The organism is Pseudomonas sp. PA15(2017) (assembly GCF_001945395.1).
In the GTDB taxonomy this organism is placed as follows: domain Bacteria; phylum Pseudomonadota; class Gammaproteobacteria; order Pseudomonadales; family Pseudomonadaceae; genus Aquipseudomonas.
Genome location: NZ_MSXV01000058.1, coordinates 146,461 through 159,817 on the forward strand (window position 1 = coordinate 146,461; position 13,357 = coordinate 159,817).

Sequence of the window (13,357 nt, forward strand, 5' to 3'; positions counted from 1 at the left end):
CCATGACTAAAAACAACTATCAAGAGCGCACGCAGTTCGACCTCGCTTATTCGAACGCGGTAGAGAATGGCTGGGAGAGCACCAAGGAGCTGGCTCGGTATATGTGGGATCAGGCCCACGCCAAGCAGCCTGCCAGCGTGGTGGCCCCGGATGCAACTGGGCGCACTCCGCAGGATTACGCTATCGAGCATGCCGAGTACATGGCGGTCGCCGCAGAGTCCGCAATCTCGGATTATCAGGCGTACTCGAAAGCCTGCATTGATTTCGAAGAGCGTGATGATGGTGATGCTTCTGAAGAAGCGTTTGAGGCGGTTAACAATGCTGAGAGCGATCTGACCGATGCGCTCATAAATCTCCAGTCCATGATTTACGAGTTCCGCAAGCGCCGTGACCGAGCCGCCGCACCGCACCCTGTAAGCGGTGAGCAGAAGCCTGCTGGATATCTAATTGAAGCATTCGAGCGGACCGGCACCGTAAGGCGAAAGCAATATTCCGACCGACCTTTTAACTCGGCAATCAATGACGCCCTTGATTGGAAAGGAAGCTTGGAAGTTCGCTCGATTCCGCTTTACGCCGCCCCGCCAGCAACGCAGGACGTGAGCGGGCTGGTTGAGGCACTGGAGAAAATCGTCAGGCACTACCCGCATCCAGACATACCCCATGTCGACTACCGGGTGCACGCATGCAGGCAGGCAGAGCACGCCCTGGCAGCCCACCGCGCCCAGCAGGGAGAGCAGCCATGAAAGCTTTGAGCATTCGCCAGCCCTGGGCCTGGCTGATCATCCACGGCGGGAAAGACCTCGAAAACCGCACCTGGAATACGAAATTCCGGGGCCGCTTCCTGGTACACGCGGCCCAGGGCATGACCCGCAAGGAATACGAGTTCGCCCGAGACTTCGCACTGCAGGCCAACGCTACACTGCTTCCACCACTCGAGGATCTGCAGCGCGGCGGAATCATCGGATCGGTCGAGCTGGTCGACTCGCTCGATCGCAGCGACTCGCCCTGGTACATGGGCGATAAGGGCTTTGTTCTGCGCGACCCAAAGCCCCTGCCTTTCATGCCGATGAGAGGCCGGCTGGGCTTCTTCGAAGGCCCCAGCCTGGTCAACGGCGAGACCATCTGCACCTACCAATGGGGAACCTGGGAGTGCCGCGGCGACGGCTATCTGTGGGATGCCGACCACGATGGCTACGATCCGTCCGAGTGCGACAACGCCTGTCCTTGCTGCAACACGCTGGTTTTCTTGCAGCGCGCCAAGGAAGAAGCCGAGACCACCAGCAGCTACTCCAATGGGTACTCGAGCGGTACCGGCGAAAGCATCTGGCTGGATCACGTCAAAGCGGCCCATCGAGAAAACCCGACTGCGACGGAGGCTGCGCTGGCGAAAATCGGGCCAGTTCACGCGCTCGTTGATGACAACAGCCATCCTGAAGGCTTCGTGGTACGCATCCACAATACTGAGCCGGCAGTTGTAATCCAGCAGCTTACAACTGGGGAGCGCCAGCAATGAAGCTGATCCCGCACTCCGGCTTCATGCGCCGCAAACTGGAGGCATGGCTGATTCGCCGTGCCGCCGGCATCCTGATTGGCCGCAACGTCGCCCGCTCTTCCGTCGTCTCTCGCCGAGACAACAAAGCCATGTGGGGAATGGCCGAGCGCCTGGACAGCATCGCTAGAAGGATCAGCAGCAACTACACCAAAGGCATGGAGGGCTACGACAAATGAAAGCTGTCACCCTTCCCCGCTGGCTTGAGCGCAGCGCCACACCGCGCTACGACAATCTGTACGTGGTGACCGTCTTCGCCCTTGTGCTGCGCATCCACGGCACCGCCGCGGCCGTGCGCAACGCGGCGCGCCACATGCGTGACAAAGTCCGGGTCGAGTACCGCCAGAGGATGGCCAACCTCGCCCAGACCCCGAGCGATGACCAGGTGCTGCGCACCGCGAACGCCATCGTGCAAGACGGCACCGATGCCATGGGCATCCTGCCTGGCCAACCCTTCGAGCAGCGCCTGCAGGACGCACCGCGCTGCCACTACAAGAACATGCACCTCGCTGGCGAGCCCGGCGCGCGGCATTGGAAGTGCCAGCACTGCGAGAACACCAAGCCGATCAACTGGAGGGCCGCGGGATGAGCGGGACTGTCGTCAGGCGGGAGTTTCCGGAAAGCAAGCCGTGGCCACCGATAGACCACCCCGCCACCTATGAAGAAGCCGAGGCCCTGGCCGGGCACCGGCTCGATCGCCGCAAGAACTTCGCGATCATCCGCGGCATCGTTCACGACTTAGCGGAGTGGACCGACACCTGCAGCGGCTGCTCGTGTGACTGCGGGTGCATGGGATCGCACGGCAATGCCGGTTGCAGCGAGTGCGGGCACACCGGCAAGCGGCGCCAGGCCATGTGGATTCCCATCGACAGCATGATGGAAACCTACCTCGCCCAGGACGACGAGCCTTCCTGAGCCAGATCCGTGCAGCAGATTCGGACTTTTGTCCGAAGACAACCTGCCCGGAGAACCCCATTCTAGATAGGGGTTGCATATTCCAGAGTGCCGGTAGGCTGGTGTGTAACCCGGCAGAGAAAAAAATTGCAGATTCAGTGGGCGATTCGATCTCGGCCGTTATGGTTAATGCAACCACCAGACGTAAGGACAGAATTATAGGCACTCATCATCACGACCTGATCACCGCCGTCGACACAGCGCAGCTGGCGACCAATGGGCTCAATAAGATCGAAACGAAGGTCGCCGACCTGCTGGCCGGCGCCGACACGAATCACGTGTGCAGCGAGATCCTGTACATCATCACCGATACTCGTGAGGCTGTGAGCTTCGAGGCTCAGGAGTCGATCAACCGGCTGCGCGAGCAAAGATGAGGATTCAGGTGGTTGCGCGCGAAATATTTTTGTAGGCTCAGGCTGGCCTCACGGGCCGGCTGAGACAGTATGAATAGGCGCGAAAATCAAATGGTATGCCAGTTGGTATGCCGACTTTTTTAACCATCGAAAAGAACGAGTAAAATCAGCTGTTTAGGAAAGACGTTAGAATCCTGTCTCTCGACCAAATCCTTAAAAAACCGGCCCTCGCGGCCGGTTTTTTCGTATTGGCACCTTTGCATCCATCTCCCGCTTTAAGCAGCACCACTCCCCTGCCAATCGTTCGCCACCGCACCCGTGCCACCAAACATGAAAAAGCCCGCTCAGCGGGCTTTGAATGGCATTACCGGGTCGAACATTGCGACCCGGCTCCAGGCGTATCAGCCCTCGCCTCCACCACCGCAGGCAACCAGCTCGATCAGCCCCATCTGATACCACTTGTTCTGGCAACTCCAGCCATGCTCGAACGTCCAGGCACTGGCGGTGCCACTGAATGCGATACCGGCCAGCAATGCTGCCGCCAGCCCCAAGCGGCGTGAACCCATCTTCTTCATGTTTTTCATGGAAACCTCTCCATCGATCCAGGATTGATGGGCAACGCATCGCACCGCAGCCATCCAGCTCATGACACGCCACCCGCCCGGAAATGCTCCTGCAGGACCGGGCCTGGCTCAATAGAACAGGTGGCCTAGAGGCGAGGTGCCAGCCCGCGGTTTTTCGGCCGCCCATAAAAAAAGCCCGCCACAAGGGCGGGCCAGGAGACCTTCCCTGCCGGGAAGGTCGACGACATTTCTATCAGGAAGCCTTGCCAACGTTGTCGGCAGGTACGGCCACTACGTCCGGGCGACCACCGGAAGCCAGCTCGCGCTGCAGGGTGTCTTCGTCCAGCTCCTTGCACCACTTGGCGACCACGATGGTGGCAACGCCGTTACCGACCAGGTTGGTCAGCGCGCGAGCTTCGGACATGAAGCGGTCGATACCCAGGATCAGCGCCAGGCCGGCAACCGGCAGGTGGCCGACGGCAGACAGAGTGGCAGCCAGAACGATGAAGCCACTACCGGTCACGCCAGCAGCGCCCTTGGAGGCCACCAGCAGTACCAGCAGCAGGGTGATCTGGTGAGTGATGTCCATCGGGGTATCGGTGGCTTGGGCGATGAACACCGCCGCCATGGTCAGGTAGATCGAGGTACCGTCAAGGTTGAAGGAGTAACCGGTAGGGATCACCAGGCCGACGACCGACTTGTTGGCACCGAGTTTTTCCATCTTGGTCAGCATGCGTGGCAGGGCCGACTCCGACGACGAAGTACCCAGCACGATCATCAGCTCTTCGCGGATGTAACGGATCAGGCGCAGGACGCTGAAGCCATGGGCACGGCAGATGCCGCCCAACACGATTAGCACGAAGAAGAAGCAGGTGATGTAGAAGCACAGCATCAACTGACCCAGTTGCACCAGCGAGCCGACACCGTATTGACCGATGGTGAAGGCCATGGCACCGAAAGCACCGATGGGCGCGAGCTTCATGATCATGTTGATGATGCCGAACATGACGTGAGCGATGCGATCGATGAACTCGAGCACCGGGCGACCGAACTCACCCATGCGCTGCAGTGCGAAGGCGAAGATCACCGAGAAGAACAGCACCTGCAGGATGTCGCCGTTGGCGAACGCACCGACCACTGTGGACGGAATCACGTTGAGCAGGAAGCCGATGGTGCTCTGCGCTTCACCCGCCTGGGCATAGGCAGCGATCTTGCTGGCATCCAGCGTGCTCGGGTCGACGTGCATGCCGACACCTGGCTGCACCACGTTGACCACGACCAGACCGATGATCAGGGTGATGGTGGAAACGATCTCGAAATACAGCAGTGCATAGCCGCCGGTCTTGCCGACCGCCTTCATGTCCTGCATGCCGGCGATGCCGCTGACCACTGTACAGAAAATGATGGGGGCGATGACCATCTTGATCAGCTTGACGAAACCATCGCCAAGCGGTTTGAGGGCAACACCGGTTTCAGGGTAGAAGTGACCGAGGAGAATGCCGATGGTGATGGCAGCCAACACCTGGACATAGAGCATTTTATAGAACGGTTGACGGACAACATCGTTCGTTGTGGCAGTCATGGTGAATCCTCATGGGTGCGGCTGACATCCAGCGACGTCCGCACCACCTTTCTTGTTTAGGCGCCAACCCTCCTGACCTGGAGGGATTTGTTAGTAGGACGCTAGCGCGACCTTGACGCTGCAAAAGCAAGCGTCATGCCATACAAGAAATTTTCGGATAAACCTTTGATATAGCGGGACTTTAAAGAAAACCCCAGGCGTACTCACGCCGCCAATGGCGGTTTTCCGCACGGGCCTCGCGCGGGCGTGGCGGATTCCCACCAAAGCAGCCCAAGGCAATCAGATGCGCACCCGAAAGGCCGCACCCCCCAGCTCGGACTCCTCGAGAAAAAGCTCGCCTTCGTAGCTTTCGATGATGTCCTTGACCACCGCGGTACCAATGCCCTGCCCCGGGTGCTGGGCGTCCAGGCGCTCGCCACGGCGCAGGATGCGCTCACGCTGATCCACCGGCACGCCCGGCCCGTCGTCTTCTACGCAGAGCTGACAGGTGTCTCCTTCGATTCGGGCACTGATGCGCACCTGGCCCAGGCACAGGCGGTAGGCGTTCTCCAGCAGGTTGCCGAGCAGCTCGAGCAGCGCGGCGCGCTCCATGGGAATTTCCAGCCAGGCATCGAACTGACGCTGCACGTTTACCTGCTTGTCCCGGTAGACCTTGTCGAGCGCCTCGCAGAGGTTGTCAACTACCCTGGCGAACTGTACCCGATGGCGAACCAGGCCGCTCTTGCGCAGGCTGGCGCGCTGCAGCTGATAGCCGATCTGCTGGCTCATGCGCTCGATCTGCCCCTGAAGAATCTGTGACTGCTCACGGTTCTCCGGCTTGGCGGCGATCACCTCCGCCGCCCCCTGCAGCACCGACAGTGGCGTCTTCAGGCTGTGCGCCAGATCATCGAGGGAATGCCGGTAGCGCTCACGCTGCTGGCGCTCGCTGTCGAGCAGGCGGTTCAGCGAGCCGGTCAGGCGCAGCAACTCGCGCGGGTGCTCGTCGCTCAGCCGATCGCGGGTACCGCTCTCCACTTCGTCCAGCTCCTCACGCAGCCCACGCAGGCTGCGAAAGCCCCAGGTCAGCCCGAACCACAACAGCCCCAGGAGCAGCAGCAAGGCCCCACCGAGCCACAGGTAGAGCTGCTTGGTGAAATCGTTGAAAAGCACCAGGGTATCGCTGGCCGGCTGCAGGGTGACGATGCTGAACGCTGCGCTTTTCCCGCGCAGCAGCTTGATCTCGACGTCATAGAGGTAGAAATCGCGGCCTTGACGATCGGTGGTACGCAGCAGCTCGTCGCCGCGCCCATCGTAGCTTGGCAAGTAGGACACGGAGATGTCCCGCGTCGACGAGGACTGCCACACCAAGTTCCCGTCGCGGTCGTAGATAAAGCCCAGCAACTGGGCGTCGGGTAGATCGAATTCCTCGTCCGGCAGCTTGCTGGGCATGCGCAGCTCGCCATCGTCGGTGCGGGCGGCGGAGATCAACGCACCGGCATCGGCGGCCAGGCGCTTCTCCACGGATTTTTCCAGGGCGATCAGGAAAGCACCCTGCAAGGCTGGCAGCAGCGCCGCCATGAACAGCACAGCGATCACCGTGCTGCCGAGCATCAGGCGCAGGCGCAGGGAGGAAACCCAGCGCGCTCTCAATCGGCCAAAGCCTGAGGTCATCGGCAGCGCTCGGTGAACAGATAGCCTTGGCCGCGCACCGTTTCGATCGGTTTGAAGCCGCTCGCATTCTCCAGCTTGCGCCGCAGGCGGCCAACCAGCACTTCGATGACGTTGGGGTCACGTTCTTCGTCATCGGGATACAGCTGCTCGATCAACCGCTCCTTGGGCACCACCTGTTGGTGGTGGCGCATCAGGTACTCGAGGATGCGGTACTCGTAGGCGGTCAGCCCCATGCCCGCGCCCTCGATGAGCGCCTGTTTGCGGTTCATGTCGAGCAGCAATGGACCGGCCTCGATGGTCGACTGGATAAAGCCGGAAGAGCGGCGCAACAGCGCGTTGAGGCGCGCCTCGAGCTCTTCGAACTGAAAGGGTTTGACCACGTAATCGTCGGCGCCGGAGGCCAGGCCCTCGACCTTGTCCTGCCAGTTGCCGCGCGCGGTGAGAATCAGGATGGGAAAGGTCTTGTCGCGACTGCGCAGTTGGCGGATCAGATCCAGCCCGCTGATGCCCGGCAGGCCGAGATCGATCACTGCCAGATCATGGTGGTACTCATCGACGCGATACAGCGCTTCCTCGGCGTTGGCGACCGCGTCCACCACGTGGCCCTGTTCGCCGAGTCGGGTATACAGATGATGGCGCAGCAGCGCTTCATCCTCCACGACCAGCAATTTCATCGTTGCATGCCCTCTTCGTTATGAAACGGCAAGAAACTCATTGATTCAATAATCTTGCGAGCTAAAGCTCTGCAAGGCCTAGGCGGCCCCGCAAGAACAGGCGAGAAACGGTCGGAGTCGCAGGCGACTGTACTTTCGTACATGAGCATTTCAAGCCTGTTCTTAACGGCGCAGGGCCGACGCACAGCTGATTAGGGTGCCTTAGAACTTGTAGTTGGCGCCCAGGTACCACTGACCGCTGCTATGCAGGTCCAGGGAGCCGACCTTGCCCTGACCGTGCGGGGCGAATTCGGTGTTGGCATTGGTGCGCAGATAACGGTAGCCACCTTCGATGGAGGTGCTGTCGTTGACTTCCTGCAACAGGCCTGCCTGCAGACCGGCAGCATACCCGACATTGGTGTCACGCGAGACACCCGGGCTGTTCTGCTCCAGCTTGACCAGACCCAGGGTACCACCGCCGAACACCTTGGTGCCGTTGTTGTTCAGCGGCAGGAAGGCGTCATAGCTGCCGAGCAGATTCTGCTGGCGCAGCTTGTAGCCGTTGTTGCTGCCGGACATGCGCTCGTAGGTGGCGTAGTAACGACCGACATCGTTCTGTCGGCCGGCGCGCACACCCCAGGTGCTGGTGCTGTTGATCACGCTGTCGAAGTTCGGGTCACCCAGGTTGGCATTGAGCGCCGAGGATTTCTGGATGTTGTTGCTGGTCTGGCCCCAGGTTAAGCCGGCGAAGTTGTTGTCGGCGTGGGCGGTAGCGGCCGCGCCGAATACCAGGGAAGTCGCCAGAGCCAGTTTGGTCAGAGTCGCTTTCATGGAGATGCCTCTCGAATGCCAGTGGTTAGTGAAGAACTCGAGGGTCATCCTGCACGCTATCGACTGAACCCTTCCTGAACCTTTGCTGAACCTTGCCTGAACGATCGGCCAGCAGGCTTTTTCACCGCCTGCCACGCCGTAATGGCCCGGACATTGACCAGGGTCAATACCCCGCCGGCCAGTGCGACTAAGGTCGGGCTTAACGACCAGAGACCGTCAGGTTGCCAACACGGCAGCCCGCGATGACGGCACATGCACACGCCTGACCGATGAAGACCTGCCCATGCCTAGCCCATCCGAAGACACCGGGGGCAAACGCCGCGAACGCCGGCTGTTTGTATTCCTGGTGATATTCCTCTTCCCGCTGCTTTCCGTGGCCCTCGTCGGCGCCTACGGCTTCGCCGTCTGGTTCCTGCAGATGCTCTTCGGCCCGCCCGGCCCACCCAACTGATTCACCTCGGCTACAGGAGCCCGTCATGGACGCCCCCCTGCACATCGCCAGCTTCATCGTGCATGCCCGCCCCGAGCAGCTCGATGCGGTACTCGCCAACCTGCGCCTGCTCGACGACCTGGACGTGCATCAGCACAGCCCGCAAGGCAAGGCCGTGGTAGTCATCGAGGCGCGCGACGAAAAACTCATCCTGCAGCGCATCGACCAGGTCAACGCGCTGCCCGGCGTGCTCAACGCCGCACTGATCTACCACGAATGCCTCACTTCGGAAGGAGCCGCTCGATGAGCATGACCCGCCGCGAATTCACCAAGGCCCAGGCTGCAGCCATCGCCGCAGCCGCCGCTGGCCTGCCGATCGCGTCCAGCGCCAGCAACCTGGTCGCCGACGCGGAGAACACCCGCCTGGACTGGAACAAGGCGCCCTGCCGCTTCTGCGGCACCGGCTGCAGCGTGATGGTCGCCACCCGCGACAACCGCGTAGTGGCCACCCACGGCGATATCAAGGCGGAGGTCAACCGTGGCCTGAACTGCGTCAAGGGCTACTTCCTGTCGAAGATCATGTACGGCGTCGACCGCCTGACCACGCCCTTGCTGCGCATGAAAGACGGCGTCTACGACAAGCAGGGCGAATTCCGGCCGATCAGTTGGGAACAGGCCTTCGACATCATGGAAGACAAGTTCAAGCAGGCCCTGCGCGAGCACGGCCCGCAGGCCGTGGGCATGTTCGGCTCCGGGCAGTGGACGATCTGGGAAGGCTACGCCGCCAACAAGCTGATGAAAGCGGGCTTTCGCAGCAACAACATCGACCCCAACGCCCGCCATTGCATGGCCTCGGCGGTGATGGGCTTCATGCGCACCTTCGGCATGGACGAGCCGATGGGCTGCTACGACGACATCGAGGCCACTGACAGCTTCGTGCTGTGGGGCTCGAACATGGCCGAGATGCACCCGGTGCTGTGGAGCCGCGTCACCGACCGGCGCCTGAGCCACCCCGGCGTCAAGGTGGCGGTGCTGTCGACCTTCGAACACCGCAGCTTCGACCTGGCCGACATCTCCATGGTGTTCAAGCCGCAAACCGACCTGTTGATCCTCAACTACATCGCCAACCACATCATCCAGAGCGGCGCGGTGAACCAGGATTTCGTCAAGCGCCACACCCGCTTCGCCCTCGGCGCCGACGACATCGGCTACGGCCTGCGCCCGGAAAACCCGCTGGAGGTGAAGGCCAAGAACGCGAAGAACGCCAATACCTGGAGCGACCTGTCGTTCGAGCAGTTCGCCGCCTTCGTCAAACCTTATACGTTGGAGCGCGCTGCCAGGGAATCGGGCGTGACGGCCGAACGCCTCAAGGCACTGGCCGAGCTGTACGCCGACCCGAAGCGCAAGGTGGTGTCGTTCTGGACCATGGGTTTCAACCAGCACACCCGCGGCGTGTGGGCCAACAATCTGATCTACAACATCCACTTGCTGACCGGCAAGATCAGCGAGCCGGGCAACAGCCCCTTCTCGCTGACCGGCCAGCCTTCGGCCTGCGGCACCGCCCGCGAGGTGGGCACCTTTTCCCATCGCCTGCCGGCCGACCTGGTGGTCACCAACCCGAAACACCGCGCCACCGCCGAGAAGATCTGGAAGTTGCCTGCCGGCACCATCCAGGAAAAGCCCGGTTTCCACGCCGTGGAGCAGAGCCGCATGCTCAAGGATGGCGTGCTCAAGGTGTACTGGACCCAGGTCAGCAACAACATGCAGGCCGGCCCGAACATCATGCAGGAAGTGCTGCCCGGCTGGCGCAAGCCGGACAACTTCGTGATCGTCTCCGACGTCTACCCGACCACCTCGGCCCAGGCCGCCGACCTGATCCTGCCCAGCGCCATGTGGGTGGAGAAGGAAGGCGCCTATGGCAATGCCGAGCGTCGCACGCAGTTCTGGCACCAACTGGTCGGCGCACCGGGCGAGGCGAAATCCGACCTGTGGCAACTGGTGGAATTCTCCAAACGCTTCACCACCGACGAAGTCTGGCCGGCCGAATTGCTGGCCAAGGCACCGCAGCTCAAGGGCAAGACACTCTATGAGGTGCTGTACAGGAACGGCCAGGTCGATGCCTTCCCGGCCGAACAGCTGGAAAAGGGCTTTCGCAATGACGAAGCGCAGGCCTTCGGCTTTTACCTGCAGAAGGGCCTGTTCGAGGAATATGCCCAGTTCGGCCGTGGCCATGGTCACGACCTGGCGCCGTTCGATCGCTACCACAGCGAGCGTGGCCTGCGCTGGCCGGTGGTCGAGGGTTCGGAAACCCGCTGGCGTTATCGCGAGGGCCACGACCCTTATGTGGCCAAGGGCAGCGACGTGCAGTTCTACGGCTACCCGGACAACCGCGCGATCATTTTCGCTCTGCCCTACGAGCCGCCAGCCGAGGCGCCGGACGACGACTACCCGTTCTGGCTCAGCACCGGCCGCGTGCTCGAGCACTGGCACACCGGCAGCCTGACCCAGCGCGTCGACGAGCTGCACCGCGCCGTGCCCGATGCCCTGGTGTACATGCACCCCGACGACGCCAAGGCCATGAATGCCCGGCGCGGCAGCGAGGTGAAAGTGATCAGCCGGCGCGGCGAAATTCGCGCGCGCATCGAGACCCGTGGGCGCAACAAGCCGCCCCGCGGCCTGGTGTTCGTACCGTTCTTCGACGCCAACAAGCTGATCAACAAGGTCACCCTGGACGCCACCGACCCGATCTCCAAACAGACCGACTACAAGAAGTGCGCGGTGAAGATCCAACTGATCAGCGCGGCATGAGGAGCTCAGCCATGAAACTGCGTTATCTGCCCCTGCTGCTGCTCGCCGTGTTCGGCGTGGCAGTGGCTGCCGACCTCGGCTACCCGCTGGACGCCCCGGCACCGGATGGTCGCCGCCCGGGCGGCACCCTGACCCAGGAATTCCCGGCACCGCGCATCGCACCCGAGGAAAACAAGGACATCCGCCGCGAGCGCAACTACCCCGAGCAGCCGCCAACCATTCCGCACACCATCGTCGGTTACCAGGTGGATCGTTTCGGCAACCGCTGCATGGCCTGCCACAGCCGCGCCAACAGCGCGCGCAGCCAGGCGCCGATGATCAGCATCACCCATTACATGGACCGTGAAGGCCAGGCCCTGGCCGCCATGTCGCCGCGCCGCTATTTCTGCACCCAGTGCCACGTCACCCAGGCCGAGGTGAAGCCGCTGGTGGAGAACGGTTTCAGGAACATCGACCAGATTCTGCAGGGTGAACGCAAACCTGCCGGGCACCCCTGAGGAGGCACCATGAAATCGCTGCTCGCCCTGCTCGGCACTTACTGGAAGGTCCTGCGCCGCCCCAGCGTGCACTACAGTCTGGGCTTCCTGACCCTGGGCGGCTTCATCGCCGGGATCATCTTCTGGGGTGGCTTCAATACCGCGCTGGAGGCCACCAACACCGAGCAATTCTGCATTTCCTGCCATGAAATGCGCGACAACGTGTTCGTCGAACTGCAGGACACCATCCACTACAACAACCGTTCCGGGGTGCGCGCCACCTGCCCGGATTGTCACGTGCCGCACCAGTGGACGGACAAGATCGCGCGCAAGATGCAGGCCTCCAAGGAGGTCTGGGGCAAGATCTTCGGCACCATCAACACCCGCGAGAAATTCCTCGAGAAACGCCGCGAACTGGCCGAACACGAGTGGGCACGCCTCAAAGCCAACGACTCGCTGGAGTGCCGCAACTGCCACAACTTCGACTTCATGGACTTCACCCGCCAGAGCAAGCGCGCCGCGCAGATGCACGCCACGGCATTGGCCAACGGCGAGGCCACCTGCATCGACTGCCACAAGGGCATCGCCCATAAGCTGCCGGACATGCACAGCGTGCCCGGCTGGTAAGCGGTGGGCCGGTGCGGCAGAATGCCAGCCATGACCAATGCCCCTCTGCCCCGCTGCTGCAGCCCCCTCGACGATCACTGGCCGTTCACACGGCCACTGGCCGGCGCGCAATTGATCAGCACCCATTTCGATCCCGCCCGACTCGATGAGGGCGACTACCTGGCCGCAGGCGTGCCGCCGGTGCGCGGCGTCGCCAAGCGCCAGGCCGAGCACCTGGCCGGGCGCTTGTGTGCGCGCGAAGCGCTGTATCGGGTCACCGGCGTGGCCAGCGTACCGGCGGTCGGCGAGGATCGGGCGCCGCAATGGCCGGCGCAGGTCAGCGGGTCGATCACCCATGGCCAGGGCTGGGCCGCCGCCATCGTCGCGCCCGCTCGGGATTGGCGGGGGCTGGGCCTGGACGTCGAGCGGCTGCTGTGCAGCGAGCGCGCCGAACAGCTGGTGGGTGAAATTCTCACCGCCGATGAGCTGGCACGGATCGCCGAGCTGAGCCCCAAGCAGCGCGCCTGGCGGATTAGCCTGGTCTTCTCGCTCAAGGAGAGCCTGTTCAAGGCGCTCTACCCACTGGTGCTCACGCGCTTCTATTTCCAGGACGCCGAACTGCTCAGCCTCGATCCGGCGCAGCACACCGCACGCCTGCGCCTGCTGATCGACCTGGGTGACGCCTGGCCGGCCGGCAGCGAGCTGAGCGGTAATTACGTCGAGCTAGGCGAGCAGATCCTCAGCTTGGTGGCCATCGAGGCTTGAATAAGCACTTGCTCTTGTAGCCTGCGGTTGAGCGAAGCGATACCCAGAGTGAACTCACAGACGGCGCGTTCTCAACACAGCTCCCGGGTATCGCTTCGCTCAACGCCGGGCTACCTGAACGGATCCCTGCATACGCG

General features: G+C 62.2%; 17 protein-coding genes. 12 read left to right on the plus strand and 5 right to left on the minus strand.

Going from position 1 to position 13,357, the window contains the following annotated elements; all coding sequences use genetic code 11:
* The first annotated feature begins 2 nt into the window (after nt 1–2).
* From BVH03_RS22375 to BVH03_RS22400, 6 genes are all read left to right on the plus strand, one after another.
* Nucleotides 3–743 (plus strand): hypothetical protein, encoded by a 741-nt coding sequence (locus BVH03_RS22375; RefSeq protein ID WP_075963248.1) that lies wholly within the window; start codon nt 3–5, stop codon nt 741–743.
* Entirely contained in the window at nt 740–1,513 is a 774-nt protein-coding gene (locus BVH03_RS26670; RefSeq protein ID WP_218189567.1) for an ASCH domain-containing protein, read from the plus strand. The genes BVH03_RS22375 and BVH03_RS26670 overlap by 4 nt, the downstream gene beginning before the upstream one ends.
* The gene (locus tag BVH03_RS22385; protein ID WP_075963249.1) at nt 1,510–1,728 is read left to right on the plus strand and encodes a hypothetical protein; all 219 of its coding nucleotides are present in this window, start codon (nt 1,510–1,512) and stop codon (nt 1,726–1,728) included. The genes BVH03_RS26670 and BVH03_RS22385 overlap by 4 nt, the downstream gene beginning before the upstream one ends.
* Nucleotides 1,725–2,138, plus strand: a complete 414-nt coding sequence (locus BVH03_RS22390; RefSeq protein ID WP_075963250.1) for a hypothetical protein — start codon at nt 1,725–1,727, stop codon at nt 2,136–2,138. The genes BVH03_RS22385 and BVH03_RS22390 overlap by 4 nt, the downstream gene beginning before the upstream one ends.
* Entirely contained in the window at nt 2,135–2,464 is a 330-nt protein-coding gene (locus tag BVH03_RS22395) for a hypothetical protein (protein WP_075963251.1), read from the plus strand. The genes BVH03_RS22390 and BVH03_RS22395 overlap by 4 nt, the downstream gene beginning before the upstream one ends.
* Nucleotides 2,465–2,601: 137 nt before the next feature.
* A complete protein-coding gene (locus BVH03_RS22400; protein ID WP_143486047.1) occupies nt 2,602–2,877 on the plus strand; it encodes a hypothetical protein in 276 nt (91 codons plus the stop codon).
* A gap of 380 nt (nt 2,878–3,257) precedes the next feature.
* Here the strand turns inward: BVH03_RS22400 and BVH03_RS22405 are convergent, their stop codons facing one another.
* The 5 genes from BVH03_RS22405 to BVH03_RS22425 all read right to left on the minus strand — a co-directional run bounded on the left by BVH03_RS22405 (nt 3,258) and on the right by BVH03_RS22425 (nt 8,135).
* Nucleotides 3,258–3,440 (minus strand): hypothetical protein, encoded by a 183-nt coding sequence (locus tag BVH03_RS22405; RefSeq protein WP_075963253.1) that lies wholly within the window; start codon nt 3,438–3,440, stop codon nt 3,258–3,260.
* 232 nt (nt 3,441–3,672) lie between these two features.
* Nucleotides 3,673–5,001, minus strand: coding sequence for a dicarboxylate/amino acid:cation symporter (locus BVH03_RS22410; RefSeq protein WP_075963254.1), 1,329 nt, complete (start codon nt 4,999–5,001; stop codon nt 3,673–3,675).
* A gap of 279 nt (nt 5,002–5,280) precedes the next feature.
* On the minus strand, nt 5,281–6,651 hold the full coding sequence (locus BVH03_RS22415) for an ATP-binding protein (protein WP_075963255.1): 1,371 nt from the start codon (nt 6,649–6,651) through the stop codon (nt 5,281–5,283).
* Complete coding sequence (locus BVH03_RS22420; RefSeq protein ID WP_075963256.1) at nt 6,648–7,325, minus strand: response regulator; 678 nt, start codon at nt 7,323–7,325, stop codon at nt 6,648–6,650. The genes BVH03_RS22415 and BVH03_RS22420 overlap by 4 nt, the downstream gene beginning before the upstream one ends.
* A 201-nt stretch (nt 7,326–7,526) precedes the next feature.
* On the minus strand, nt 7,527–8,135 hold the full coding sequence (locus BVH03_RS22425; RefSeq protein WP_075963551.1) for an outer membrane protein: 609 nt from the start codon (nt 8,133–8,135) through the stop codon (nt 7,527–7,529).
* 283 nt (nt 8,136–8,418) lie between these two features.
* Between BVH03_RS22425 and napE the strand changes: the two genes are divergently transcribed.
* From napE to BVH03_RS22455, 6 genes are read left to right on the plus strand one after another with little or no spacing between them, the layout of a single operon-like run.
* On the plus strand, nt 8,419–8,586 hold the full coding sequence (napE, locus tag BVH03_RS22430; protein WP_075963257.1) for a periplasmic nitrate reductase, NapE protein: 168 nt from the start codon (nt 8,419–8,421) through the stop codon (nt 8,584–8,586).
* A gap of 25 nt (nt 8,587–8,611) precedes the next feature.
* Nucleotides 8,612–8,872, plus strand: coding sequence for a chaperone NapD (locus BVH03_RS22435; RefSeq protein ID WP_075963258.1), 261 nt, complete (start codon nt 8,612–8,614; stop codon nt 8,870–8,872).
* A complete protein-coding gene (gene napA / locus BVH03_RS22440; RefSeq protein ID WP_075963259.1) occupies nt 8,869–11,373 on the plus strand; it encodes a nitrate reductase catalytic subunit NapA in 2,505 nt (834 codons plus the stop codon). The genes BVH03_RS22435 and napA overlap by 4 nt, the downstream gene beginning before the upstream one ends.
* An 11-nt stretch (nt 11,374–11,384) precedes the next feature.
* Nucleotides 11,385–11,870 (plus strand): nitrate reductase cytochrome c-type subunit, encoded by a 486-nt coding sequence (locus BVH03_RS22445; RefSeq protein WP_075963260.1) that lies wholly within the window; start codon nt 11,385–11,387, stop codon nt 11,868–11,870.
* A 9-nt stretch (nt 11,871–11,879) separates the two neighbouring features.
* Nucleotides 11,880–12,476, plus strand: a complete 597-nt coding sequence (locus BVH03_RS22450) for a cytochrome c3 family protein (RefSeq protein WP_075963261.1) — start codon at nt 11,880–11,882, stop codon at nt 12,474–12,476.
* A 21-nt stretch (nt 12,477–12,497) separates the two neighbouring features.
* Nucleotides 12,498–13,220, plus strand: coding sequence for a 4'-phosphopantetheinyl transferase (locus BVH03_RS22455; protein ID WP_075963262.1), 723 nt, complete (start codon nt 12,498–12,500; stop codon nt 13,218–13,220).
* The last annotated feature ends 137 nt before the right edge of the window (nt 13,221–13,357 follow it).